This is a genomic window from Winogradskyella vidalii (genome assembly GCF_013403955.1).
Classification (GTDB): domain Bacteria; phylum Bacteroidota; class Bacteroidia; order Flavobacteriales; family Flavobacteriaceae; genus Winogradskyella; species Winogradskyella vidalii.
Genome location: NZ_JABFDG010000004.1, coordinates 103,135 through 129,228 on the forward strand (window position 1 = coordinate 103,135; position 26,094 = coordinate 129,228).

Annotated in this window: 19 protein-coding genes; 2 read left to right on the plus strand and 17 right to left on the minus strand. The window is 35.1% G+C overall.

From position 1 onward, the window contains the following. The first annotated feature begins 1 nt into the window (after position 1). Positions 2-3,175 carry an efflux RND transporter permease subunit gene (locus tag HM982_RS10940; protein WP_179353204.1) on the plus strand — a complete coding sequence of 1,058 codons (3,174 nt, stop codon included), beginning with the start codon at positions 2-4 and terminating at the stop codon, positions 3,173-3,175. A gap of 55 nt (positions 3,176-3,230) precedes the next feature. Here the strand turns inward: HM982_RS10940 and HM982_RS10945 are convergent, their stop codons facing one another. The 3 genes from HM982_RS10945 to HM982_RS10955 all read right to left on the minus strand — a co-directional run bounded on the left by HM982_RS10945 (position 3,231) and on the right by HM982_RS10955 (position 5,348). After that, positions 3,231-3,851: a MarC family protein gene (locus HM982_RS10945; protein ID WP_179353205.1), complete on the minus strand. Its 621-nt coding sequence runs from the start codon at positions 3,849-3,851 to the stop codon at positions 3,231-3,233. 357 nt (positions 3,852-4,208) lie between these two features. After that, the gene (locus HM982_RS10950) at positions 4,209-4,823 is read right to left on the minus strand and encodes a hypothetical protein (RefSeq protein ID WP_179353206.1); all 615 of its coding nucleotides are present in this window, start codon (positions 4,821-4,823) and stop codon (positions 4,209-4,211) included. A 15-nt stretch (positions 4,824-4,838) separates the two neighbouring features. After that, positions 4,839-5,348, minus strand: a complete 510-nt coding sequence (locus HM982_RS10955; protein WP_246296737.1) for an outer membrane protein — start codon at positions 5,346-5,348, stop codon at positions 4,839-4,841. 510 nt (positions 5,349-5,858) lie between these two features. Here HM982_RS10955 and HM982_RS10960 point away from each other — a divergent pair. Then, a complete protein-coding gene (locus tag HM982_RS10960; protein WP_179353207.1) occupies positions 5,859-6,626 on the plus strand; it encodes a hypothetical protein in 768 nt (255 codons plus the stop codon). Positions 6,627-6,898: 272 nt separating this feature from the next. Here the strand turns inward: HM982_RS10960 and HM982_RS10965 are convergent, their stop codons facing one another. From HM982_RS10965 to HM982_RS11030, 14 genes are all read right to left on the minus strand, one after another. Further along, the gene (locus HM982_RS10965; protein ID WP_179353208.1) at positions 6,899-8,278 is read right to left on the minus strand and encodes a DUF2130 domain-containing protein; all 1,380 of its coding nucleotides are present in this window, start codon (positions 8,276-8,278) and stop codon (positions 6,899-6,901) included. Between the two features lie 424 nt (positions 8,279-8,702). After that, complete coding sequence (locus HM982_RS10970) at positions 8,703-9,509, minus strand: AbiH family protein (RefSeq protein ID WP_179353209.1); 807 nt, start codon at positions 9,507-9,509, stop codon at positions 8,703-8,705. Continuing rightward, the gene (locus tag HM982_RS10975; protein ID WP_179353210.1) at positions 9,503-9,835 is read right to left on the minus strand and encodes a hypothetical protein; all 333 of its coding nucleotides are present in this window, start codon (positions 9,833-9,835) and stop codon (positions 9,503-9,505) included. The genes HM982_RS10970 and HM982_RS10975 overlap by 7 nt, the downstream gene beginning before the upstream one ends. Before the next feature lie 3 nt (positions 9,836-9,838). After that, entirely contained in the window at positions 9,839-10,009 is a 171-nt protein-coding gene (locus HM982_RS10980) for a hypothetical protein (RefSeq protein ID WP_179353212.1), read from the minus strand. 54 nt (positions 10,010-10,063) lie between these two features. After that, entirely contained in the window at positions 10,064-10,201 is a 138-nt protein-coding gene (locus HM982_RS10985; RefSeq protein ID WP_179353213.1) for a hypothetical protein, read from the minus strand. Between the two features lie 211 nt (positions 10,202-10,412). Continuing rightward, positions 10,413-11,099 carry a fibronectin type III domain-containing protein gene (locus tag HM982_RS10990; protein ID WP_179353215.1) on the minus strand — a complete coding sequence of 229 codons (687 nt, stop codon included), beginning with the start codon at positions 11,097-11,099 and terminating at the stop codon, positions 10,413-10,415. 2 nt (positions 11,100-11,101) lie between these two features. Further along, a complete protein-coding gene (locus tag HM982_RS10995) occupies positions 11,102-14,464 on the minus strand; it encodes a YCF48-related protein (protein ID WP_179353216.1) in 3,363 nt (1,120 codons plus the stop codon). Then, on the minus strand, positions 14,451-16,064 hold the full coding sequence (locus HM982_RS11000; RefSeq protein WP_179353218.1) for a hypothetical protein: 1,614 nt from the start codon (positions 16,062-16,064) through the stop codon (positions 14,451-14,453). Before HM982_RS11000 ends, HM982_RS10995 begins: the two co-directional genes overlap by 14 nt. Positions 16,065-16,281: 217 nt before the next feature. After that, positions 16,282-17,133 carry a hypothetical protein gene (locus HM982_RS11005; protein ID WP_179353220.1) on the minus strand — a complete coding sequence of 284 codons (852 nt, stop codon included), beginning with the start codon at positions 17,131-17,133 and terminating at the stop codon, positions 16,282-16,284. Positions 17,134-17,562: 429 nt separating this feature from the next. After that, positions 17,563-18,939 (minus strand): sugar porter family MFS transporter, encoded by a 1,377-nt coding sequence (locus tag HM982_RS11010; RefSeq protein WP_179353222.1) that lies wholly within the window; start codon positions 18,937-18,939, stop codon positions 17,563-17,565. A gap of 106 nt (positions 18,940-19,045) precedes the next feature. Next, entirely contained in the window at positions 19,046-21,325 is a 2,280-nt protein-coding gene (gene bglX / locus HM982_RS11015) for a beta-glucosidase BglX (RefSeq protein ID WP_179353224.1), read from the minus strand. Positions 21,326-21,446: 121 nt separating this feature from the next. Further along, entirely contained in the window at positions 21,447-22,586 is a 1,140-nt protein-coding gene (locus HM982_RS11020; RefSeq protein ID WP_179353226.1) for a glycoside hydrolase family 5 protein, read from the minus strand. 28 nt (positions 22,587-22,614) lie between these two features. Beyond that, positions 22,615-24,438, minus strand: a complete 1,824-nt coding sequence (locus HM982_RS11025) for a glycoside hydrolase family 2 protein (protein ID WP_179353227.1) — start codon at positions 24,436-24,438, stop codon at positions 22,615-22,617. Between the two features lie 16 nt (positions 24,439-24,454). Further along, complete coding sequence (locus tag HM982_RS11030) at positions 24,455-26,071, minus strand: RagB/SusD family nutrient uptake outer membrane protein (RefSeq protein WP_179353229.1); 1,617 nt, start codon at positions 26,069-26,071, stop codon at positions 24,455-24,457. Positions 26,072-26,094: the final 23 nt, after the last annotated feature.

The following is a 26,094-nucleotide window of genomic DNA, read 5'->3' on the forward strand; positions in this document are numbered from 1 at the left end:
AATGGGAGACGTGGAAAACAAAGAAAATGGAAAGCCAATAAGAAAAGAAGGCATCATTGCATATATGGCGAAAAATTCCATTGCAGCTAACTTACTCATGTTGCTATTGCTCGTTGGTGGCTTGTTTACCATGTATAACATTCAAAAAGAAGTTTTCCCTGAATTTCAACTCGACTTTGTTGAAGTTTCTGTTGCCTATCCTGGAGCATCCCCTGTGGAAGTAGAGCAAGGGGTTCTTCAACCTGTTGAAGAAGCCGTGCAAGGTGTGCAAGGCATTAAAGAAGTGGTCTCTGAAGCTAGTGAAGGTTCTGCTGAAATAAGCATTGAACTCGTTGCTGGATCTGAGCGGATGCAGGTTTTCCAAGATATTGACCAAGCCATTAATCGTATCCGAACATTTCCTGATGATATTGAAAGGCCCGAAGTAAGGTTGCAATCACGCCAAAGAGATGTCTTACAAATAGGCCTTTATGGCGATGCTGATATCTGGACCTTGCGCGAAGTAGCAGAACGTTTAAGAAATATTCTTCTGAGTGACCCCGAAATTACACAAGTAGAATTAGGTAATGTCCCTGAGTTTGAAACCCGTATCGAAATCCCTAGGCTCAACCTTCAAAAGTATAATTTAACCTTGGGGCAAGTTGCAAATCTAATAGAACAAAGTAGTAATGATGTTCCGGCAGGTGCTGTACAAACCCAAAGTGGTGAAATTTTGCTACGCATGCAAGAGCGAAAACAATGGGCTGAAGAGTATGGTAGTATTGCAATTGTAACTTCTGAAGACGGTGCAAACGTTTCCTTAAGCGATATTGCAACTATTACCGATGGTTTTGAAGAGACAGGGTTTCATGGGCAATTTAACCAAGAGAATTATGTAGAACTGCGTATTTTCAGAATAGGAAATCAATCGCCTTTAGATATCGCCGATGTTACACAAGACATAATGGATAATTTCCAGTTACCTCCAGGAATCAAATATCGCACAGATAGCAACCGCGCTGCGGATTATAAAGAACGCTTATCTCTATTGACCGAAAATGGTGTTCTCGCCATCCTTATTGTGTTGGTGATACTAACCCTTTTCTTAGAATACCGCTTGGCCTTTTGGGTAATGATGGGCATGACAATTTCCTTTATTGGTGGGATTATTCTACTCCCCTTAATTGGCATCAGTATTAACATGATTTCTATGTTTGGCTTTCTTGTTGTGCTTGGTATTGTTGTCGATGATGCCATTGTTGTGGGCGAAAATGTTTATGAATATCGACAAAAAGGATTAAGCCCATTAAAGGCTGCTATTGCAGGAGCCAAAGACGTTTCTCTACCCGTTACCTTCAGTATTATCACTACTATAATTGCCTTTGTGCCCCTACTATTTATGCCTGGAGAAACGGGGAAATTCTGGCAACCTTTACCTGCCGTTGTGATTGTTATTTTGGCTGTTTCTTTACTTGAAGCCTTTTTTATTTTACCCTCACATTTAGCGCATCTTAAAAAGAAAAAAAACAAACATAAATGGGTTCTAAAATTAGAAAATTGGCAACGTGCTTTTGCTTCTAGTTTCGATAGGTTTATAGACCAAAGATACCGGCCTTTTCTTGACCTTTGCTTAAAATATAGGTACATCACTTTAAGTGCTGCCGTAACCCTTTTACTTATTGTTGGTGGCTATGGTTTTAGTGGCCATATGGGCATGATTATGATGCCAGAAGTCGCTGCTGACGAAATTGAAGCTGGAGTACGGCTACCTGTCGGTACGACCCCAGACCAAGCCGCAAAAGTAGCCCATGCCGTTTCAGAATCTACGCAACGTATGTTTGAGGAACACAACCTTTACGAAGTCGCTGAAGGCATAAAAACCAATGTCCGCGGACAAAGTTTTATCGATGTGGAAATTGTAATGTTACCGCCAGACCAACGCGATATTACAGCTGCTGAGGTCATTGCCTTATGGCGCGATAATATAGGAGATATTGAAGGCGTTGATCAAATTACTTTTGAAGCTGAACGTGGACCAGGAGGCGCCAGACAAGACATAAGTATCGATTTAAGCCATTCCGATATCGCTGTTTTAGAACGTGCAAGTACCGCTTTTGTAGAACGAATGCAGAGCTTTTCGAATACAAGAGACGTTACCGATAATTACAACAAAGGCAAATTACAATACGATTTTAAATTACTTCCGCAAGGAAGAAATCTAGGCTTAACCTCTAACGAAGTTGGTCGACAAGTTAGAGACGGATTCTTTGGCGCTTTAGCCATTCGACAATTACGCGGCATGAATGAAATAGAAGTCCGTGTAAAATTACCAATGGAAGAACGGAAGGATATTAATAATCTCGAAAAATTTTTAATCCGTACGCCTAATGGCATTGAAGTTCCTTTGATGGATGTTGTTGAAATTGTAGAACGCGAAGCCTTTACTAGCATCAACAGAAGAGACGGTCGTAGAGTTGTAAATGTAGGTATGGATATAGAACCAGCTAATGCTGTAGGGCGCGTTATTACCTCGGTGCAAAATGAAACGCTGCCACAATTAAGAGCCGATTTCCCAGGGATAACCTGGACTTTTGAAGGCAGCCAAGCCGATATGCGCGAAAGCACTAACACCTTAAAATTGGGATTCGCGATTGCGATGCTATTAATCTACGCCTTGTTAGCCATCGCCTTTAGTAGTTATTTACAACCTCTAATTGTAATGACAGCCATTCCCTTTGGTATTGTAGGTGCAGTTATTGGTCATATTCTATTAGGTTATGATTTGTCTTTAGTAAGCTTAATGGGAGTTATTGCGCTTTCGGGAGTGGTAGTAAACGACTCATTGATAATGATCGATTATGCCAACAAACGCAGAAAAGAAGGCGACCCTATTTACCAATCGATACACGAGGCAGGTCTGCGAAGATTTCGCCCTATTATGTTAACCACGATGACCACTTTTGGAGGTCTTGCGCCTATAATTTTAGAAACGTCTAGTCAGGCTTATTATTTAATTCCTATGGCAATTTCATTAGGTTTCGGAATTGTTTTTGCTACAGCAATTATTCTGGTTATCGTGCCTTGTTTATATCTTATTTTTGAAGATTTACGTCTCTTAGCTATAAAAGGGAAAACCGTAAAGCAAGTGGATATTTCTGACACAGAACCTCGTGATAATGCGTTTACAGACAACTAAAAACAAGTTTTCAACTCTTAATCTGAAATATTACAGTGCTTTTTTCTTCAAGGAATTAAACCGTTAAATCAAATGCAATTTTAATGCCTTCAATAACCATATTGGTTCCTATTATGGCAATAATTAACCCCATGATTTTATTGAGCACACCGATGACATTCTTTCCAATTTTGTCAACGATATAATCACTCAAACGAAAACAGAAATACGTCAGCATACAAATAAAACCAAACATAAGAACCACGATGATAATTCGGGTGGCCTCCACATCTGTTACAAAATTCATCGCTGTAACAATAGAACCCGGCCCTGCAAGTAGCGGTATGGCGAGTGGTGAAATTGCTATTTGTTCATCGAAAGCTACATTTTTTAAATGTTTTACACTAGATTTTACAGATTGAAGCATTTCAAAACCAATATAAAATACAAGTATACCACCTGTTATTTTAAATGCAGGAATCGTAATACCAAAAAGGTCGAAGATGAACTTGCCCAAAACCACAAATGTAGATACAATTAAAAACGCCGTTAATGTCGCTTTTTTATTGATACGCTCCTTCGTTTGTGCATCAGCTCCTTCGGTTAGAGAAACAAACATAGGAATACTTGCGATGGGATTCATGATAGCGAAAAACCCAGTGAATACGGTTAATGCAAATGTGATTAAATTTTCCATTATAGTAACATTAGTCAATTTAGATTCCTATAAAAATAGGGCCTCAAAATTAATGTAAATTTTAACGCATTTTACATTTATACTAATGATTCATAAATAATAATTCTAATCTTAAATTAACCGAAGTTCAGCATTTTGCTTTAACCATTATTTGTACTGTATCGCAATTCATATTACTATAAAAAAGCCCTAATCTAACTTATTAGATTAGGGCCGTTATCTACCTTAAAGAAACGAATGCCTCTATTTCTTAATTGGTTTCAAAAACCGAATAAACAATTTCTAACTCAATAATTTAATTGGTTTTATGTTGATTTGAAATAGCGATATAGAATTGCATTGTAATTACTAAAATGATTAATTATAGGTAAGCCCCAATAAAGGGTTAATAACAATTGTACCTGAACCTTGAAAAGTGTTTTCTTCATCATCTATGAAAACACCTGAAAAGTTGAGTGTAAAACTGGCCACACCAGATACCGCTGAAGTGCTTGCTAACTCAACATTTGAGAAATTTAATGTCCCGGAAATAGATTCGTAAATTGTATTTGACCCTTCTGGTCGTATTGCTAATCCTGTTTCATTATCATCATAATCATCAGGGTTGGCAAAAGGATATAATGCTTGTCGATTTTCATCTAACATAAATACACCAAAAATAGATTGTAAAGCATTACCAGTACCTATAGACATTGATATCATGATACTATCTTCACCTGCTTCAGGATTAATAGCATATACTGAAACCACACCATAATTGTTTTCCTCATTATCTTGAACAGGATTAGAAATTGAACCTGAAACATTAATCGTTTCAGAATCCCCTACCAACTCTATGTCATAGGTGTGATCAGCGCCCACTACACCTCCATTATCATCATCATTTGGATTATCATCATCACTACTACAAGCGGTAATCAAAAACACAAAGCTTATAAATAGTACTCTTACAATATTTTTATTTATCCCCATTATAGTTATATGTTTTTAAATATTAAATTTTACACCAGCAGCAATTACTAGTTGACCACCATCAATTATAACGTACTTTAGTTCAGCAAATGGCAAGATGCTACTTCCGATTTCAAAGTTAGCGCCCGCTCCTAAATTAAGTCCAAATCGACCATCTGAAGCCGAATAGTCACCACCAAATCCGAAAGTGTCATCGTAAGATACCTTAACACTTGAGTAGTTAAGTCCGCCAAGTCCATAGACACTAACACCTGATGCCTCAACGAAATAATAATTTGCATTTGCGTTCACTTCAAACCAGCTGACTTTAACGCCGTATTCATCTTTAGGTAAAAAATACGTAAAGCTCGGGGCTATTGTTAATTGCTCCGCAATAGGAAATTCAGCATTGACACCGATTCCAATATTTTCTATTTCTGTGCCATAGGCTAAATATCCGCCTAGTTTTGTTTCGTCTTGCGCATTAGAAATAAAAGGCGCTAGAAAAGCCATACATACGCCTAAAAAAAGTGTTTTTAAATTCATGATTTTTAAAGTTTACAGTGCCTGAAAAGTGCTTAAGAAATCATTAAATCCCATTAAGATTTAAGCACTTACAAAACACTAATTGTTTATTTATTAGTTGTTGTTTGTGCTCAAATATCTGATTTATAACTGTGTCTAGGGACTACTTATGTATGGACGACAGCAAATATTGTACTCGTTGCAGGAAATCTATATAAAATGTCATTTTTTAAATTATAAACACACATGTTTTTTTTAACTCACTAAATGTTAACCACATAACAAATCCAACTAGCACTCCAAAGTTTCGTTTTGAGAGAAGCTATCATTAGCAGGCAGAAACACTAATAACACTGACCAATATCATTAAAATGAAGAAAATTGGGCGTGTTAGACTCTTAAATACCGCTTTAGTTGGGGGTTGCCCTAGCGCATACACGGACTAGACACGGATGATACACGGGGTAGATACGGTATAGATACGCTATACCTATTTTATATATAACTAATAATCACTATATTAGCTTTACTATGGCACGACAAAAAGGTTTATTAAAACTAACAGGGACTTTGGGGGCTGTTAATTTTTATGTAATTAAGGGTGTTGGTTATGCTCGTAAAGCTGGTGGTGGCTTTAATGGTGAAGCGATACGGCGGCAGCCCAATATGCACCGTGTACGCGAAAATGCTAGTGAATTTGGCCGTTGTAGCCAGGTAAAAAAGGAATTCCGGTTGGCATTATCGCCTTTTTTAGCCGACATAAAAGGTCGGGCATTGCACGCTAGACTGATGCAATTGTTTTTAGGTATTAAGGCTTTGGATGGTGTTTCTGAACGTGGTCAACGCAGTGTTATACAAGGCTTGCAAACAGCAAAAGGCAGGCGTTTATTATCGCAGTTTGTGTTTACCCCTCAGCATCAACTCTTAGATGCTTTGTCTGGACGTGGTTCTTTTGACTGGAGTTCACAGCAATTTGTGGTTAGTGATTTTAATCTGAGTTTGTATTCGTTTCCTAAATCAGCGACTCATGTTGGTGTTACCTTAGGGGTTTTGGATTTTGATTTTGAAGGTTTGAGCTCTACGTTAGCGGTATCACCCACTCATTTATTAGAGGTTGGAACCGCTTCTGCTTCGTTTACGCTTGTCCCTGATGCCGTACTCTCACCGCAATATTTTGGGATTTCGGTTTTGGGTTTCCGTTTTTATGAGGTGATTGATGGTGAGGTTTATGGACTGGCTGGTGGTGTTGGGTGTCGGGTTTTGGGGAGTGAGGTGTCAGGAGTGAGGTGTCAGGAGTGAGGTGTGAGGTGTGAGGGATTAGGAATTAGGGATTAGGGATTGGTGATTGGTGATTGGTGATTGGTGATTGGTGATTGGTGATTGGTGATTGGTGATTGGTGATTGGTGATTGGTGATTGGTGATTAAGTTATTGTTTTTTTGCTAAAATCTTGTGTTGTGCTACTAAAATGATAATAGCTATTGAAAAGTGACTTGCTAATTTTAAGTCCAACGGAAAATGGCTGCTTGCTTAGCACAAGCAGCATTGTTGTTTTAAGGTTTGGGGTGGGTGTTATAGGTCTTCAAATTTTTGTTTCATGGTAGGGTTGTTGTAGGTCAGTTTTTTGATGGTTAAATCTTCGGCTTTGTTGTTTGCTAAACGTAAGTTATTTACTGAGGATAGTAAATTGTCTTTGGTTTTTTGCAGGTGGTTCATGGTTTTATCTATCTCTTTGATGGCTTCCCCAAATTGACGACTGGCTAAATCGTAATTTCTTGCAAAACCGGTTTTAAAATCGTTTATTTTTTCTTCAAAATTAGTGATATCCACATTTTGATTCCGCATGAGTGTTAGTTCGGCTTTGTACTGTAGGGATTTCATGCCTGCATTACGCAGCAAGGATATGATAGGGATAAAAAACTGCGGACGTACCACGTACATTTTATCGTATTTGTAGGAGACGTCTACAATCCCTGTGTTATAAAATTCGTTATCGGCTTCTAATAAGGATACTAATACGGCATATTCGCAGCCTTTTGCTTTTCGGTCTTTGTCTAGTTTGGCAAAGAAATCTTCGTTTTTCTTTTTGGTCGCGGTTTGGTCGTTTTCGTTTTTCATTTCGAACATAATAGAAATGACTTCGTTACCATTTATATCTTGTTCTTTGTAAATATAATCGCCTTTGGTACCGCCAGAGGCATCATTATCTTTTTCGAAATAGGCATTTTGAAAGGCGGTTGCTCGTAATTTATTGAATTCGGTTTCGCAGTGTTGCTCTAGCGTTTCGCCAATCATTTTGGTGGATAGCTTTTGCTTGTAATCTTTAAGGCGTTCTATTTCCTCTTCTTTTAGTTTTAAGGCTTCTTCTTTGTGTTCTAATTTATTTTTGAATTGTTCTACTAAGGACTTTTCTAAAAGTTCTTTTTCGGTGTCTTTGCTCTTTAAATCGTTTTTGAGCTGGTCTCTTTCTTTTTCTACCTCTCTAACGGCTGTAGACAGTTCTAATGTTTTTTGGATGTTGGTGTTTTCTATTTTAGCTTCTAAGGCTTTTATCTCGGCTTCTTTTTTAGATAATGCTTCGGCCGCATCCTTAACTGCATGAGATAATTCTAATGATTTTTGGGTTTCTGAATTTTGGATTTTAGATTGTAAGTCTTGAATGAGTTTCTCTTTTTTAGAGACCTCATCGACCAATTGCGCTTTACTTTTGTGAGTTAACTCTTCTATTTCGCGCTGTTTTTGAGCTAATTGGCCTTGAAACTCATTTTTTAGTTCTGCGGCTTTTAATTGAATGGCTGCTTGCTTTTCTCTTTGCGCGACTTCTAAACGGTTGTTGACTTCCTCTTGAAATTGTTGGTCGCGCACTTGTTTTACAATGTCTGTATACACCGAATCGTCTACCTTAAATACTTCTTTACAGTTGGGACATTTTACCTCAGCGTTTTTACTCATAATGTTTGTTTTAAAATTCCTTATTAAAAGGGGGTATTAGGTTTGTGATGCTTTTGCATATTAATAAAATTTATTTATAATTATGCTGCTATTTTGCATTTCTTCTGGTATTATTTTAAGTCATGACCATGCAAAATAAACTATATGCAATTCTATTTAGATGTGAGGACTAATTGGTTACGTATACAGCCTATTTAAAGCAAAAGACACACCCTGGGACGCTGTGCTTAAGGGTAGCGTGGTGTGTACTGTTGATGCAAAAGTAATGCTTTTTCATTAGGATGTTAGATTAAAATGCGCTGTTAATGCACGCATTACTTCATTTAATGTCTACTGCTTACCATCTTCCAACAACTTTAGCATTGGTAGCATTATGGTTTGAAAGTCTGGTATGTCGTTTCTAAGATTGTTCATTTCGTTTTAATTATTCTTCTATCTGAGGTATTGCACACCTCTCGTTAAACTCTATAATTTTTTGACGCATTAATTGATTACTATTAAAATGCCTAGAGATATCCATAGTTTTAGTAGTAAACTCTGGTTCATCGTAATAATATATTTTTATTGATTTACAGTTATCATGCTCAAAGACCTCATTTAACAATAATCTATCTGATAGACCACATGAATGACCGTAAATAGCCACTTGATATTCGCCTGAGTTTAAAAACCTTAGTAAGTCTCGATATTCGTATGCTTTATTATACTTAAACGATTTTATATTCTCAAAAAACCGATTATCATTTAAATCTTCAATGCCTTTGTAATCTTTGTCCATTTCATCACCATAACCGAAAACAATTTCTTCTCTATCTATATCCCCATGAATATGAGACACAAAAGCATTTATATCGTGACCATATTTTTTAAAGTATTCATCTGGTAAGGTTAAAAGAATATTTGAAAGTGTTTTGGTATAATTAAAATTTAAAAAGTAGTACCTATCTGATTTAATTAAATGTTCATTTATAGGATAAATAACATCTCTTGGAACGATTGGACTAATAAATTGGTCAATATATTTCTGACTTACAGTTTTCTCTTTTGTTTTAGATATATCTAATTGGGTTAGATAGTCTTTCAATAATTGTGTTAAGCAAACTAAATCTTTGTTGAGTGAATCTATTGATTTTATTGATTTACTTTCAAATTCCTGCTTTAATAACTTAAAATAAATCCCTTCAATATCAACCCAACCTTTTATAGATTCTTCTAAAATTGCTTTTAGCAAATCAGATTAAATATAAACTGTTTAGAAGTGTTAAAAACATACTTCCTTATTTTTTCATAAGTATTATTATCTCTTTTGAAATTTTCATTAAATCTTTTATTATCAGGAATTCTTCTAGTATAATAATGAGTAATTAGCTCATCATCGTTATGAAAATATTTATAAATTCCAGTATCACTTGTTACCCTATTAGACTCTAAAGCTTCAGTAATAAATTTATTAAAATACCAGAATAAAAAATCTTCATATGTTGTTTTTAAACCCAATGCTCTGTCAAAGCCATTACCGACTAGAAATAACTTATTTATAGTTTTTATACTTGCCATATTTTAACTGTTCTCTGCAATTTCAATTTCATCCTCAGTTAACCCATACAACTCATAAACCATTTTGTCAATTGCTGCATCGGTTTGGTCAGTTTGGATTTGTAAGGCTTCTACAATTTGTTTTGCTCTAAGTTTAAGTTGCTGTTTAGTTACAGATACCTGATATAGTGCCATTAGTAACTTTGATTTATTGAAAACTTAAAAGTAAGAATAACTATTGTTATTTGCTTACTGATTTCCGTAATTACATTTTGTTTCGGTATTAGGAATCACCAACCCTTTAGCTTTGCCAGCGATATGGTCTTTAGCATTAACAGGCCTAAGATAATTTACAGAAACGGCTTCTGCCTTGTTGATTATGGCCATTTCAGATGGTACTAGGTTGCCCCCCCTTTGTATGGCGCTATTGTAGATTGTAAAAAAACAAGAACTTATAACTCCTGTAATTTTGGAAACACCCGCATTAGCTGAAGCTTCATCTTTTGGTTGTCGTCTTTCTGTATCCTCTCTTTTTTATAGACATAAGCTTGGCCTGAAAAAGAAGTATGCTTGGTTTGGTGTGCTTTTTAGTCCTTAATTAGTTAATACTAAAACTCCATGTTTGTCCAATTGTTTGGGCTCCGTTATTGTCTTTAACAATCACTTTCCAGTAATAAATTGTTTGTGAAATGGTATTTACATTTAAAAAATTATTCGTCTGGTTTTGACTAATTATATTTGTTGGAGGGTTTTCTGTTCCTAAATAAATATCAAACGTTAATGGATCTTCATCAACATCACTAGCTGACCATTCTAAAACAACACTTCCATCATTTACTTCTGTGTTTAAAGCAGGATTTATCAATTCTGGTGGAAAAGGTAGATGGTTAGAAACCCCATCTCCTTCAGTAATAAAACTATTTACTGATGAATAATCACTAGAAGCATTATTGGTATCAGTAGCCTTTACTCTCCAATAATACACAACACCTTTACTTAAAATGAAAAACTGTGATGTTAATGATACATTTTCTGTGAAGTCAATACTATTAAACTGATTGTCTGTTGAAACCTCTATGGTGTAATCTATGATATCTTCATTGATATCAGCAGATGCGTTCCACTGAAAATCAATACCATTTTCAATACATAATAAATTATTTGATGGGTAAACCAAAATTGGCACTGTAGGCGCTTCATTACTATCTTCAGTTGTTGTTTCGTTATCGGATCCACCACATGAGCATAAAATAAATAAACCCATCATGTACATAACTTTATTCATAATTATAGTTTTAAAAGTTTTAAGATTACAGGATTTTCTAGGTGTACTTTCACAACATACATTCCACTATTAACCTCATTAAGTTTTAATTGTAATTGACCGTCTGTAACCCTATAATTGTTTGATGATATTAATTTTTGATCTGAGGTGAATATATCTATAGTAACATTCTCTACTTCTAGTGGTAACTTAACGTAAAAGTTTCCATTTGTTGGGTTAGGATAGAGCATAACTTCATCTAAGATATCAATAGTTTTAAGCATAGAACCCTCACAAGCTTTATCTGTTTTTACCTCAATAACGTCACCATGGTTAACGTCTAATGAGAACGATGTTGATAACGATTCCTCTATATAGAGCTGGTCATTAATGAATACAGAATAAGGCGCTGATCCTCTGTCGATATCTATTGAAACCACTCCAGAATCTACAGCGTATCTTCCAGAAATAGTTTCTGATTCCATTAATTCTATCGCATAACATTGCACATATGAAATCTCTGGTACTGACACACACAACTCATAATTATTTGGTGATAAACCATCAATTATTAAAGTCTCAGTGAAATGATATTCAACATCATTAATAGTCGCTAAATAGTTATACGCTTCAATAGCTGAAATTATAACTTGACCATTATTTAGGCCTGGACAAGTCTCACTTATTACTTCAACATCAATATTGTTTATAGGAAGTGATGTTGAATTAATATTAACATTTAAAATAGCTTCTTCTCTTGATCCTGAATTTTCATTTGTTACTCTAACTTTTACTAAACCGAGTTCTCCTGTTCCCCAATTGATACTATTTACATTATTGTTTGCACTATAATCTTGGTGTCCGGATACAAACCAATCGTATCTTAGTTCTGTATTTAATTCTGTTGAATATTCTATATCCATTGCATACTCATCTACGTCTTGGTCTCCTAGAATTGTAGGATTGAAGTTCTCATCAACAGTAACAGTAATCTCTTTTGCAGTTCCACTACCACAATCATTGAAAGGGGTTACAGTTATCTGGTAGGTGCCAGCACTGTTCCAAAAAACTTGGGCCTTATGTCCTGTATTATTAATTTCATTATCTCCAGAAACCGTCCAAGTATAATTAAAATCATAATTATTGGGTACACTAAATTCTACTAAACTTTGGCTATTAACATGTGTATCTCCTAATATATAACCCGTTGTTGTTGGCGCACCTTTTTTGTCTATTTCTATAAATGTTTCATCGCCAACCACATAAGCTTTCTCCGTAGTAAAATGTACATCTTCAATATCGCCACCATGATAAATCGTTGTCCAACTCGCTCCTGCATCATTAGATTTAAACACCATACTTTCAGAAACGGCATACCATTCTACTTCATTAATAGCATGTAGAAACTTAATGTCCTGACCTAAGTTGATATATGTTCTTTCCCATGTGTCGCCTCCATCAATAGTTTTTAATAATCCTGCTGAAGATCCTGAGAAACCGATATCATTTAGAATATAAGTAGAATACACATGCAGATATGAGTCTACGGGTTCTAATGGGACTTGTGACCATGTGTTTCCGCCATCTAAAGTTCTAAACATTCCTTCATTGATGGTACCAACATAACCTTCATTTTCATTTTTAAAAAACAAATCAACTCCATAAGAAGCATTTGTATTAACGTTAAGCCAGTTCAATCCACCGTCGGTACTTTTATAAACCCCTGACCCATATGACGCAGCAAAAATAGTTGACTCATTGATAAAGAAAAGCTCTCTAAAATAAATTGATGAACTAAGAGTTGTCCATGTTTCCCCAAAGTCTTCACTTTTGTAAACATTATTTTGACCTAGCAAGTATACATGGTCGCTAATAACTTCTACTTGATAAATATTTTCTTCTGGTGGTATAACTTCTAACCAAGTTACACCTCCGTCTATAGATTTTGCTGCTAAATCATCACCAAAAACGTATTGAATTGTTTCATTAGAAAATACAGCTAAAAGCGGTGAGGACCTTAATGAGAGGTAAGACTTATTTTCCCAATCATTATTAAGTTCTTTTGTATGAATAATATGCCCTGTATTAATGCCAGAGCAGCATGACGTACCATGACCAACCAAACATGCCGTTTCGTTATTGTTAAAACTTACCGCCTGAAAACCACTGTAATAATACTCTATATCCTCAACAACCCATGTTTCTCCTCCGTCTATTGTTTTGGACAAAGCCCCCTCTGTTAAGGCATATCCTAAATTTTCATCTTGGAAAAAAATTTCAGTAATGCTTGAACCATATTGTATTTCGCCCATTAAGGTCCATGAATCTCCACCATCAATCGTTTTTATTATTTTTCCATTGTTTGTGGAAATAAACCCCGTTAAATCATTCACAAAAAAGACATTTCTAAAATTTGTACCAAAACCTAAACTCCCTATATCTAAGTCAACCGTTTCCCAAGATTCACCGCCATCTAAAGTGACAATCAAATTCTCAGAATCGCCAACAACGAATCCTTTAGAATTATTAATAAAAAAAACAGAATTAATATCAAAATAGCCAATATTCTTTTGTTTCCAGTAATACCCACCATTCGTTGTCTTGTAAAATTTTCCATCATTCCCAAACACAAAACCATTATCTGAATCTATGAAGTATAGATTATTAGGATATGGATATGATGTATTGGGTAAATTGAGAGCAAACCATGTCTCACCAGCATCCTCTGTTTTAAAAAAATTATCTCCCATTGCATACCCTATAGTACTACTTGTAAATTGAAGCGTATATAAGTGACTCTGTATGTCATTTCTAATTTTTCTCCAAGAATTACCAGCATCATCTGATTTTAAAATGACACCATGGCTTCCAACAGCAACGACATGTTGATTATCTATGAACTCAACATCATTTAAGCCAAAGCCAATATTATTAACTTCCATGGCGCAATCTAAGAGAATAGGATCTTCAGTAACATTTATAATATTTATTATAATATCGCTCTCGATGACTTCACTTGTGGTAGTATTGATTGCTTTTATCCTTAAGACATAAGTGTTTTTCTGTTCAAAATTAAAAGCATAATTAGATTTTAACTCATTATTTTCGATGACGAAATATTGATTATCAGTATCGTTGTCTTCTGAGTTTAATTGAAAATTAAAAGTATCATTACTGTTGGGTACACTTAATGCTCCAACAAGTGAATTGACTGCAGCATCTTCAATTACTGAATTATTATCAATGTGAATTAGAAAATCATTTGTGTTAAAATCGATTTCCTTATTGAGGCTAATGTCTTCATTGTTACTTTGTGCAATTTCATTTTCAGCAAATCCAATTAAATCTATTTGAAAATTAGGCGTTTTAATATCATTGCTTAACATACTTAAGGTCCCTTTTTTTTAAACCTTCTGTGCTTGGGTAAAAAGAAATATCAAAATTAGATTCGTTCCCAGGCTCTATAACTTGAGAAAAATTTCCATCAGGATTTTCACCTGAAACATTACTCAATATTTGTCCATCTATATAAAAATCTTCGCCTATAACTTTTATATTGGAAAAAACAAGATCTTTATTTCCAATGTTTTTAATACGAATTGTTTGTTTAACAACACTATCTATTTTTGATTCAAAAGAAGTATTACTATTAGGTTCTATGACTGAGTAACCCATTTTTACCTCGATTATAGGGTTTGAATCCGTTGTAAAAAGCGCCTTACTATTTTGATATTGAGATTTAAAATAAACCTTATTACTGTCCGCTTTAAAACTAAAAAGATTGTCATAGGTCGGGTTTTCAATACTTAAATCCGATATTTTTTGAGTGTTAGTCTCAGACCCATCCGTAGACCATAATTTTTGGCTGCTTGTAAAAAACAATAAATCGTTTAAAACAATAAAACCCGTAGAATTATTAACTGAAACATTAGACACCTGTACAGTTCCACTTGCTGTACCATCAGATTTCCATAGCGTATAATTATTTTGGGACCCCGAATTAAAATATAATTCATTTTGATACGCTATAAAATTTGAAATATTTGATTGATATAAATAAGTCGTCCAATCGAAGCTTTTAACAACTGTAGTTCCGGCGTATGTTCCATCTGTTTTCCAAAGTTGATCAATATCATCGTCTGAATTAAAATCTGTGGTTATTGAAAAATAGACCTCACTTCCAACTTGAGTTAGATTGTAAATTTCAATATCACCATATTGAGGCCGTGTATATTCTTGAAGCAAGATAGGATTTCCACTAGCACCTAATTTATAAATTCTAATGCTTTGATTATTTGAGGTGTTTGTGGTAAGATATAATTCATCATTAAATGAATTTAATCGATTTATTGTATAGTAATCATCTATTGATAATTGATTGAAAGTATTGTTTCCATTGTATTCAATTAAACCATTAGGGCCATAACTTAACTTAAAATATAGTTTATTGTTAGCTGTTACTAATTGTGAAATGCTAATTCCATTTCCGTCATAGACTTTAACCGTACCTTCTTCAGTACCATTAGTTTTCCATATTTGAAAACCTGCTCCGGCATAGTTATCAGTTGCTGTAAAATAAAGCTCATTATTATAAATTGTAAAATCGTTTGGATTAGAACTTGCACCAAATACTGTGTGAATATTTTTTACCATTATAGTTCCTTGCTCTGTACCATCCGTTTTCCATAATTCACGTCCAAATACGCCATCATGAGCGGTAAAATAAACTTCATTATTATATATAAAAAGTTGATTAGGTGAGCTAGAAGACAACGTATTAATGTCCTTAATTAAAACAGTATTGTTATTAGCTCCTTCTGTTTTCCATAATTCAACGCCATGAATACCGTCATCAGCTACAAAAAAGGATTGTTCACCGTTGGAAATAAATTCATTAATAGAATTAAAATCCTTGACAAAGGTTTGGCTACTACTCAAATAAAAAAAGAATAATAATGTGATTGTGAAGACGCATTTTATTTTCATAGTAAAAAAATCAGAATTAAGACAAATTTAACAATTGAAAACGGTTTTCAGATTAAAAACAGCATATAAAAAAGACTATTGACACCTTTTGTATTTGTTTCGCTTTGCTTCACAAAAAAAGCCCTGCATTGCTGCTGGGCTTGAGGTTGTTTGTGGGCTTGATTTAAGCTACGAGCCACAGTAAGTGATTTATTAACCTCAATTATTATTCAATTAATTAAAAGGAATGGGTTTGCTCTTCAATGCTAGACGTATCATTAGTATTATTGTAGGTATACACCACTTCATATCTTGAATCCGTACAATAGTACAATTCTCCGAGATACTCACTTGTAATGAGAGTTTCAACGCCATTTTCTATGGCTACACTTATATCATAGATAATAATATCTTTATCTAAAATAGCAGGGTTAAAATCTAATAATTCTAACTTAACAGAAATCACATCTCCTGTTAGTTCTACAACTTCATGAATTTGGTAGCCTGATTCTTGAGAATAATTCTGAGTATATACTTCTTCTCCATCGGATAAAAAAGTGAGTTTTACATTGATATTGTCTTCCGTTGAGGATAAACCATAGCAACTAGAACCCCAACCCGAGTTTAAAACATTACCGGTATCAAAAGCGACTATCCTTACCCCATCATCAGGGGTTTCATAATTAGCAGCTCCTTCCCTAAAATAATCTCCATCGTAAGCTTCCTCACCAGTTACGCCAGTAGATTGAAACTCTACTACATTATCATTAATATAAACCACTTTTTGAACAAAAGTTAAGCTTACTCCTTCAGGAAAAACCATAGTCATAATATCTCCTTCAAAACTAAAAGTACCTGTTTCGCTGTCGTAGTTATTACTTCCATCAACGCCATCCCAAAAAGAATAGGTTACATTACCATTAGAATTGAATGTAAAAGAATTGTTCCAGGAAGGGTTATTATTAGGGTTATCAAAAAACCATTTTCCTAATATCTGTGATTGCTCATCATTTAAACTGTTATCGTTATCCTCTGTGGAACACGCTGTAAATAAAAAAATAGCTATTAATGCTAAAAATATAGTCCTCATCATTTATTTGTTATTGTTTGATTAATTTTAAAACTTCTACCCTTAAAAACCTTCTTTTAAATGTATGAATTTACTGACCTTTAGTAAGGGGTGAAATTAAGCTATTAAAACTATCTTTAATTATATTATGAGCATAAATATGTGGTTAAGGATATAGATTTTTAGTCCTTATACTTAATTAAACAAAATCAGTAGAATCTGCCTTTAATGCTAGTAAAAAAAAGAAATGTTATTGATAAAATAAAAATTGTCTATCGATGGACTATATAAAATGTAGCAACAACTCATTGAAATAAATATACCAAAAAAGCCTCAACATTGCTGTTGAGGCTTTTTTGGTCGCACCTATATTTAAACTAATTAGAATAGAGCATTATTTACTCACAAATCGTATTAATTAGTGTAGGCATCTATAAAAAACATCAAAATTTATTCCCAAAATTTTTCAATTTCTTCAAGGGATTTCCCTTTTGTTTCGGGGATAAACTTATAGGTGATAAAAACGATAATTAAAATAAAAGCTACAAATATAAAATAAGGCAGAGAGCCATTCCAAGGGGCACTATTGTTAGCCTCACTTCCCATGACAACCGGAAACGATTGGGAAACCATATAATTGGCCGCCCATTGTGCTGCAACGGCAACTGACATGGCTACACTTCTAATTTTATTAGGAAACATTTCTGATAATAACACCCAAACTACAGGTCCCATGGACAAGGCAAAAGCCCCTATAAAAATAAGCACACCTATTAAAGATAACATTCCAACATTTTGCTGTTGTAAGGTTACGCCTAACAATAGAAATCCTATAATCATCCCGATAGAGCCAATATAAAGAAGCGGTTTTCTACCGAACTTATCTACAGTAAACATGGCCACAAATGTGAATACTAAATTTACAAACGCTAATAGTATTTGCTGCGCAAGGACATCTTCTTTCCCGAAGCCTAAAGATTTTTCAAAAATATCTGCCCCATAATAGAGCACCGCATTAATCCCCGTAAATTGTTGAAGCATTGACAGTACTGTACCAATTACTATAATGACCAAAATAGCTTTAGAAAAATAATTGACCTTAGTCCCTTTATTTGTTTCCTTTAAAGAATCTTTTATCAGTAGCATCTCTTTTGCCGCGCTATCCTCGCCATTTATTTTCTGTAAAATATTAAGCGCGTCTTCATCTTTTCCTTTTAAGGCGAGCCACCTTGGACTTTTAGGTACTATAAATAAGAGGATTAAAAATAAAAGACTTGGAATTAATTCTGACCAAAACATGCGTCTCCACCCAAATTCTATATTTTCTGCAACCGATAAATTATTACCGATAAAATACGTCGCTAAAAACACCACAAAAAAACCGATGACAATAGCCAATTGGTAATAGGTCACCATACGTCCTCTAATATTTGAAGGTGCTATTTCAGCGATATACATTGGGGCATTCATTGAGGCGATCCCAATACCTAAGCCACCAATAATTCTAAAAAACACCAACATACTCACCGATTGCGGAAATATATCAGGTAAGCCTGAACCATATGCCGATAGGGAGAAAAAGATGGCTGAAATAATTAAAGACCATTTTCTACCTATTTTAATACTCAACGGACCTGCCACTATAGCCCCAATAAAACACCCTAGTAACGCACTACCAACAACCCAACCTTTTAGACCATCACTTAAATCAAAATGTTCTGTGAGGTAAAATTGAGCGCCATTAATAACACCCGTATCATAACCAAATAATAAACCACCCAATGCAGAAACTGCTGCAATTAAGAGTAAATACGCACTTTTTTTCATTTTTTTGAACTATTAAATTTTAGATTTGGTTTGACTATTATTTTTAAATTACAAGGTTGCTCAACGTTGCTATTTCGGTTTTAAACAATCTTGTATTTTGAAGTTATTAGAGCTCGATATCAGCTTCTAAAACCGTTTCGGAACTACCACCAACAAATATTTTAAAGTCGCCAGACTCCACTTTAAATTCTTGTTTATTGTTATAGAACCCGAGTTCTTTCTCCGTCAGTTTTATTGTAATTCGTTTTGATTCACCTGCTTCTAATTCTACCAATTCAAAACCCTTAAGTTCTTTAACGGGTCTTGATACGCTGCCGACTAAGTCTCTAATATACAATTGCGCGACTTCCTTACCGGTAACCTCTCCGGCGTTCTTCACATCGAAACTTACTGTAATTTCCTTATTCGTTTTATAGGTATTTGAGACCGATAAATTAGAATAGCTAAATGTTGTATAACTCAGTCCATGGCCAAAAACAAAGAGTGGCGTTTTATCAACATCGGAATAGTGCGAGTAAAACACATTATTATCCTTATCAATTGGACGTCCTGTGTTTTTGTAATTGTAATATATTGGCATTTGCCCTACATTTCTAGGAAACGTCATTGGTAATTTTCCACTAGGGTTGTAATCACCATACAACACTTGTGCTACGGCATTACCAGTTTCGGTTCCTAATTGCCATGCTTCAACTATAGCAGGAATATGTTCTGCCGCCCAAGTTATAGCTAAGGGTCTACCATTATTTAGGACCAATACAATATTCTGATTTACCTCGTAAACCTTTTGAAGTAATTCTTGTTGTAATCCTGGTAATTCTAAATTTGTTCTACTGCGGCCTTCACCACTCTGAAAACCGTGTTCTCCAAGTACCATAACCACAACATCCGCATTTTTTGCCGTTTCCACAGCTTCCTCAAAACCTGAATAATCCGTAGTATTTATATCTAATTCTTTTAAGAAAGTGGATGTGCCTTTAAACACTTCTGGACCGTTACTAAAGTTAAGCGTATTGCCTTTATACTTCTGCATTCCTTCTAATACAGACACCGCAGTTTCATCATCTGAAGCTAATCTCCAGCTTCCTAAAGGGCTCGATTTATCATTTGCCAAATCGCCTATTAATGCAATACGTTGTCCTTTTTTCTTTAGAGGAAGAAGGTCGCCTTCATTTTTTAATAATACAATGGATTTCTTAGCCATATCTAACACCGATTCGCGATGCGACTGGCTACCAGTTCGTTTTTCTTCATCCCTCTTATTGCCGTATCTGTACGGATTATCAAACAATCCTAATTCATACTTAACTCGAAGAATTCTTCTTACAGCATCATTAAGTAATTGCACATCTACAGTGCCTTCATTTATTAAATCTGCCAATGCTTTGATATACACATGTCCTTCCATATCCATATCTGAACCTGCAGTAATCGCTAATTTTGCCGCTTCTTTTTTGTCTTTAGCCACACCCCAAGCAATTAATTCGTTCATAGAAGCCCAATCTGAAACCACAAAGCCATTAAAGTCCCATCCATTTTTTAGGATGTCTCTTTGTAAAAATTCACTTGCTGTTACAGGAATTCCATTTAAATCATTAAACGAATTCATAAAGGTCTTCACACCTGCTTCTTGAGCTGCTTTAAAAGGTGGTAGAATGGTATTGTAAAGTGTAGAAAGACCAACATCTACGGTATTGTATTCTTTTCCGGCTTCCGCAAATCCATAACCCGCAAAATGCTTAGCACAGGCTGCAATGGTATTGGCATCCGTTAAATCATCTCCTTGAAACCCATTTACGCGCGCTATTGCAATAAGACTCCCTAAAAAAGGGTCTTCGCCTGCGCCTTCCATTACCCGTCCCCAACGTGCATCTCTAGACACATCTACCATTGGTGCAAACGTCCAGTTGATTCCTGCTGAAGAGGCTTCTATAGCTGCAATACGTGCCGATGCTTCTATAGCCTTGAGGTCCCAACTAGCCGACTCTGCTAAAGGAATTGGACTTAAGGTTTTATAGCCATGAATAACATCGAATCCTATTAAAAGCGGAATACCTAAGCGCGATTCTTCAACCGCAATTCGTTGTACTTTATTTACCTCTTCTGTACCTCTAACATTAAGCATTGCACCAACCCAACCATTTTTTAGATGCTTGTATTTAGTGGCTGCACCACCATGTTCTGGCGCTGGCCCAGTGACATTCCAAAACCCGTTGTACAGATTTAATTGCCCCACTTTTTCTTCAACCGTCATGAGGGCTAACAAAGCATCTATTTTTTGTTCTGTGTTTAATTCCGAGGGTTTTGATTGTGCGTAAACATTCTGATTAATATGACCTAATACGCTTATGATTAAGAGTGCAAATAATTTATTTTTTAGAAACATAAAAAAGATTTTAGAAGGGTTAACTCTGTTTTGAAATACGATTGAATTTTCGCCTTACAGTATATTAAAAAGTCTGTGAACACAATACGTTCACAGACTTTTATAAGTTTACAAATTAAGATTAATCAAGCATCGTAGGGATAATATCATATGAAAAATCAGTAGCTTCATCATTAACTAATCTAAACCATCCGCGGTCATCCCAAACGGTGTATGACATCGATTGACCTAAAGTAGCATCTGCTACGGTTTTATAATACCCTCTAACAAGTGGTGTATTTCTTTCATTTTGATTAGATTCTCTACCCACACCAAATTCACCATAATTAATGGCGACATCTAATAATGAGGCGTGCACACTAACATCTTGAATGCCTTGCTCAAAGAATGAATTACCAGGAAAAGCGGCATTGCTCCCTATCTCTCCACAAAAATCCCATGGTGAATAGCTATGCACCTGTATGGCTAAATAATCATCTGCACCTTCCCCAGGAAGACTTATTTGATTTGGGTAAACTTCATCGATATATAGGGCGTTACCTTGACTATTAACACCGACCATAACAATACGTGTTGTATTATTACCACCTGTTGCTCTTATCGCTTCGTACCCTACATTATTAAGATGTCTTGTGTACTCTAAAGCTGTTGCATCTGTTGGATCAGGGAAAGGTCCGTCGCCATCAAACTCACCTAAATTTCCTTCTGGTTCGTTAAGCACTTCAAAGATTAAATGATTAGAACGGTCTTCAAAATACGTGGCGATTCCCGTCCATAAGTTTTGAAACTTTAAATCGAAAGCTTCGCTACCATCATAATTATCTTTTAACCAAGATTCGTGATGTGTATTAAGAACCACATAAATATCTTGATCTAATGCATAATCGATAAGTTGAACCAATTCTAAAAACCTGGGGTGATTGGTATTGATATTTCCATCGGCATCGGCCATATGATCTCCCTCAAAACGATCCATCCACGTGGTTGGGATTCTTACATGAGTCATACCAGCACTGATATACAAATCTAATACGGGCTTTGAGGCTTGAAATGTTGCTTCGTTTTGACCATTATCAAACGTGTTACCCAAGTTAAACCCAGCACCCATTTCTAAAACGACTTCTTTAGCACGAGGAAATTCTGAATCTATAGGAGATTCATCTAAAGTATCACCATCTACAAATACTATTTTTTCATCCTCTGTACAAGCACAAGATGTGAGTAGAATTAAGAATGTGAAAATTTTTAATTTGTTTTTCATAACGTACATTTTTCTTAAATAATTCATACTATTTGTATTGCTTGGTTTTTTTCTTGTAATATTCTTGTAAAGTGAAAAATGCCTTTTTCTTTTCACCGGTATTTGAAATTAATCCTTTTCTATTCCAGAAGTTTTGAAATACAGGATTCTGTCTTCTCGGGGATTTAAAATCGACTAAAATCCAAGGGGTCATTCCTCTTAATCCGTCCATTTTATCTAGCATCTCAAGTTGATTAATATAGATTAACTCTTGGTGCTCCTCACTCCACATCGTATCGTCATCGCCATGAAAACCCGCTAAGGCACCTGCGCCGAATTCTGATATAATTACGGGTTTGTTGAATTTAATATCGTAAGAATATTTTGGTAATTCTTTTGCATTAGACCAATACCAACCTCCATATTCATTAAAGCTAGCCAAATCTAGTTTGTCTCCTAAATGATCTTCTACTGTAATTTTATAACCTTCGCGTTCAATTTCTAAAGCTGCTGCGACTAATCTTGTGTCGTCTAACGCTCTTACTTTATCTACAAGTTTCCCCATAAAAACATTTCGGTCTTCATTAACAGGTGTTTCATTTCCGATAGACCAAATAATTACACTTGCTCTGTTTTTATCGCGTTCTATACCAACAGCTAATTGATTTTCTGCATTAGCGTAAGTTTCTGCATTGGTCCAAGAGATGGTCCAGTACACAGGAACTTCTGCCCAAACTAATAAGCCCATTTCATCTGCTAATTGCACCATTCTTTCATTGTGTGTGTAATGCGCTAAACGCACATAGTTACAGCCTAATTCTTTAGCCCAAGTGAGTAGCATTCTCATGTCTGCATCAGATCTTAATCGTCCGCCTAACAATGGGTTTTCATCATGAATAGAGATGCCTTTTAAAAATATTGATTTGCCATTAAGCAGAATATTTTTATCGACCGTTTGTATGGTTCTAAACCCAATTTTGTCTTCAACCTCATCTAACTTAGACGTTATTTTTACATCGTAGAGTTTTGGTGAGTTAGGTGACCAATACGTGAGTTTCTTTACTGGAATATTAAACTTAACCAACCCTTGATTATCGGTTTTAAAGGTCGTTTTAATCTTTAATTCAGGGATTTCTACCACAACATCTTGACTGGTGTTAATACCCTTTACTTTTACAAATCCTTCAATTACTTTTTTATTATCTTTTGCTAATTGAACTTTATAATCATTGATATATTCTTTTGGTGTGCTTACCAATAATACATCTCTTGTAATCCCACCGTAGTTCCACCAATCGGTGTTAATGGTTGGCACTTCATCTTTCTTTCTTGTATTATCTACCATAACAACTACAAAGTTTTCACCGTCGTTAAGTTTAGAAGTGACATCAAACTGAAATGGTGTAAAGCCCCCTTTATGCGTTCCTAACTTTTTACCATTAAGATAGACGTGGCATTCGTAATTTACTGCAGCGAAATAAAGGATGTAGTTTTTATCTGTTGTTGGCTTCACTACAAAGTCCTTTTTGTACCATAAAGTACCTTCGTAAAAAAGTAAACGTTGATCTTGTGAGTTCCAATCTCCGGGAACATCTAAGGTTGGCTCATTACTAAAATCGTATTCTACTTTAGTTTCTTTTGAGACATTATGAAGATTATCATAAAAACCACCTTTACCCGATTTGCTTTCATCAAATGGTTTTTGTCTATAATCTAAATAGCCCATTTGATAAGGATCAATGATATAATTCCATGAACCATTTAAACTTATAGCCTCTCTATCAAAGACATTTTGAATGGTCTTTTGACTATAAACATTACTACTGATTGTTGTGATCGCTATTAGTGCGAAAATAATTTTTCTGTAATTCATATGTCTTCTTTAAATCTTAATATCCAATGTTAAACTGTGATGCATTTTCACCTATAATATCAATTTGACTTTGAGGTATAGGACAATTCACAAAATGCGGTTGAAATGGTGTTGCGCTGTTTGCGGCATCATTAGCTTCTGCCGTAGAATTATCACCGTTTCTGTAATACATAGAAACGCGTTCTTCTAATAAGCCTAAACGTTTTAATAAAAACCATCTGTTATTTTCAAAAGCTAACTCTCTTGCTGATTCTTCTAAATAATCGTCTAAATTCCATGAGGGGAAGTCTACACTAGGCGCTGCTGCATTAGGATCTAAGCCATAACCTCTACGTCTTACCTTGTTGAGATATTCTAAGGCAATACCATTTTCTCCAAGATTAGCATGAGCTTCAGAACCTAGCAGTAAGGTTTCAGCAAATCTGTAATACATATAGTCCTTATAACTTTCTAATGTGTTGGGTAATTTGGTTTCAAAATCGGCGTATTTTTTTAAGCTCCAGTGAAATCTTCTGTAATTGTCTTCTGGTTCTGTAATGGGTTGTCCAAAATTTGGATGCTCTGGGTTATTTACATAATAATCTGTATAGTCCTTTGGCCAATAATAAGTTGTAAAACGCAAATCTGTTGCCGTGTCATATAAGGATTCTAAATAACTATTAGGAAAGAACCAACCTAAGGACTGCCCACCATATTCGACACTATTGATGACTTCGTTACCTGCTACGGGATCTGAGCCCGATTGCTTTTCGTAAAGTCTTTGGTTAAATACACTTCCTAACCAAAATCCGCCTCCTCCAGCAAGGGCATCACCTTCGCCAAGTAACTGATCTCTTTGGTAAACAAATAAAGCTTCTTGGTGATTTACATCTGCGCCATAGACTTGATCTATATTAACTAAATCGTGTGTTCCGTTATTAACAATTGCATCAAACTGATCAGCGGCTTCTTGCCAGTCACCAGTCCACATAGCAGATTTACCCCTTAAGTGTCTTGCCACACCTTGGCGGTAGCGACCTATTTGATCTTGCCAATCTAAATGTTCGATGGCAAAATCTAAATCTTGATTGATGACTCCAAAAACAGCCTCTTCGGTAGCAGCTTCATAAACTACTGGGTCATTAATATTTTCGGGAGTGGTTGGTACAGTATCTAAAATTATAGTCCCATACATTCTAATTAAATCGAGGTACAATTCGCCTCTAATAACTTTAGCTTGTGCTACCAATTTATTTTTAGCATCAGCATCCATACTTACAGATCTTGCACTCGTAATTATAGCAGAAGCTCTATCTATAACTCGGTAAGCATTGTTCCACTTATCTGCTGGGAATCTCGCTGGTGTATGTTCTGTAGCCCCATAAGGCGTAAACCATGTTCTGTGCAAGCCTAAATCTGTCGCTGCTAAAAAGAACACATTTGCTCTTAAGTTATCATTATCGCCACTTGGAGAATTATAAATTCGCATTCTATTATATAATGCATTAACACCAACTTCTAATCCTTCAGGTGAATTATAAATATAATCTACTGAAACTTCATCTAATATTTCTTCTTCAAGAAAATCCTCACAAGAAAACAGCATTATTGCTATTAACATTGAAAGTGATAATAGATATTTAGTATTTTTCATAATAAATGTTTTAATGTTTTATG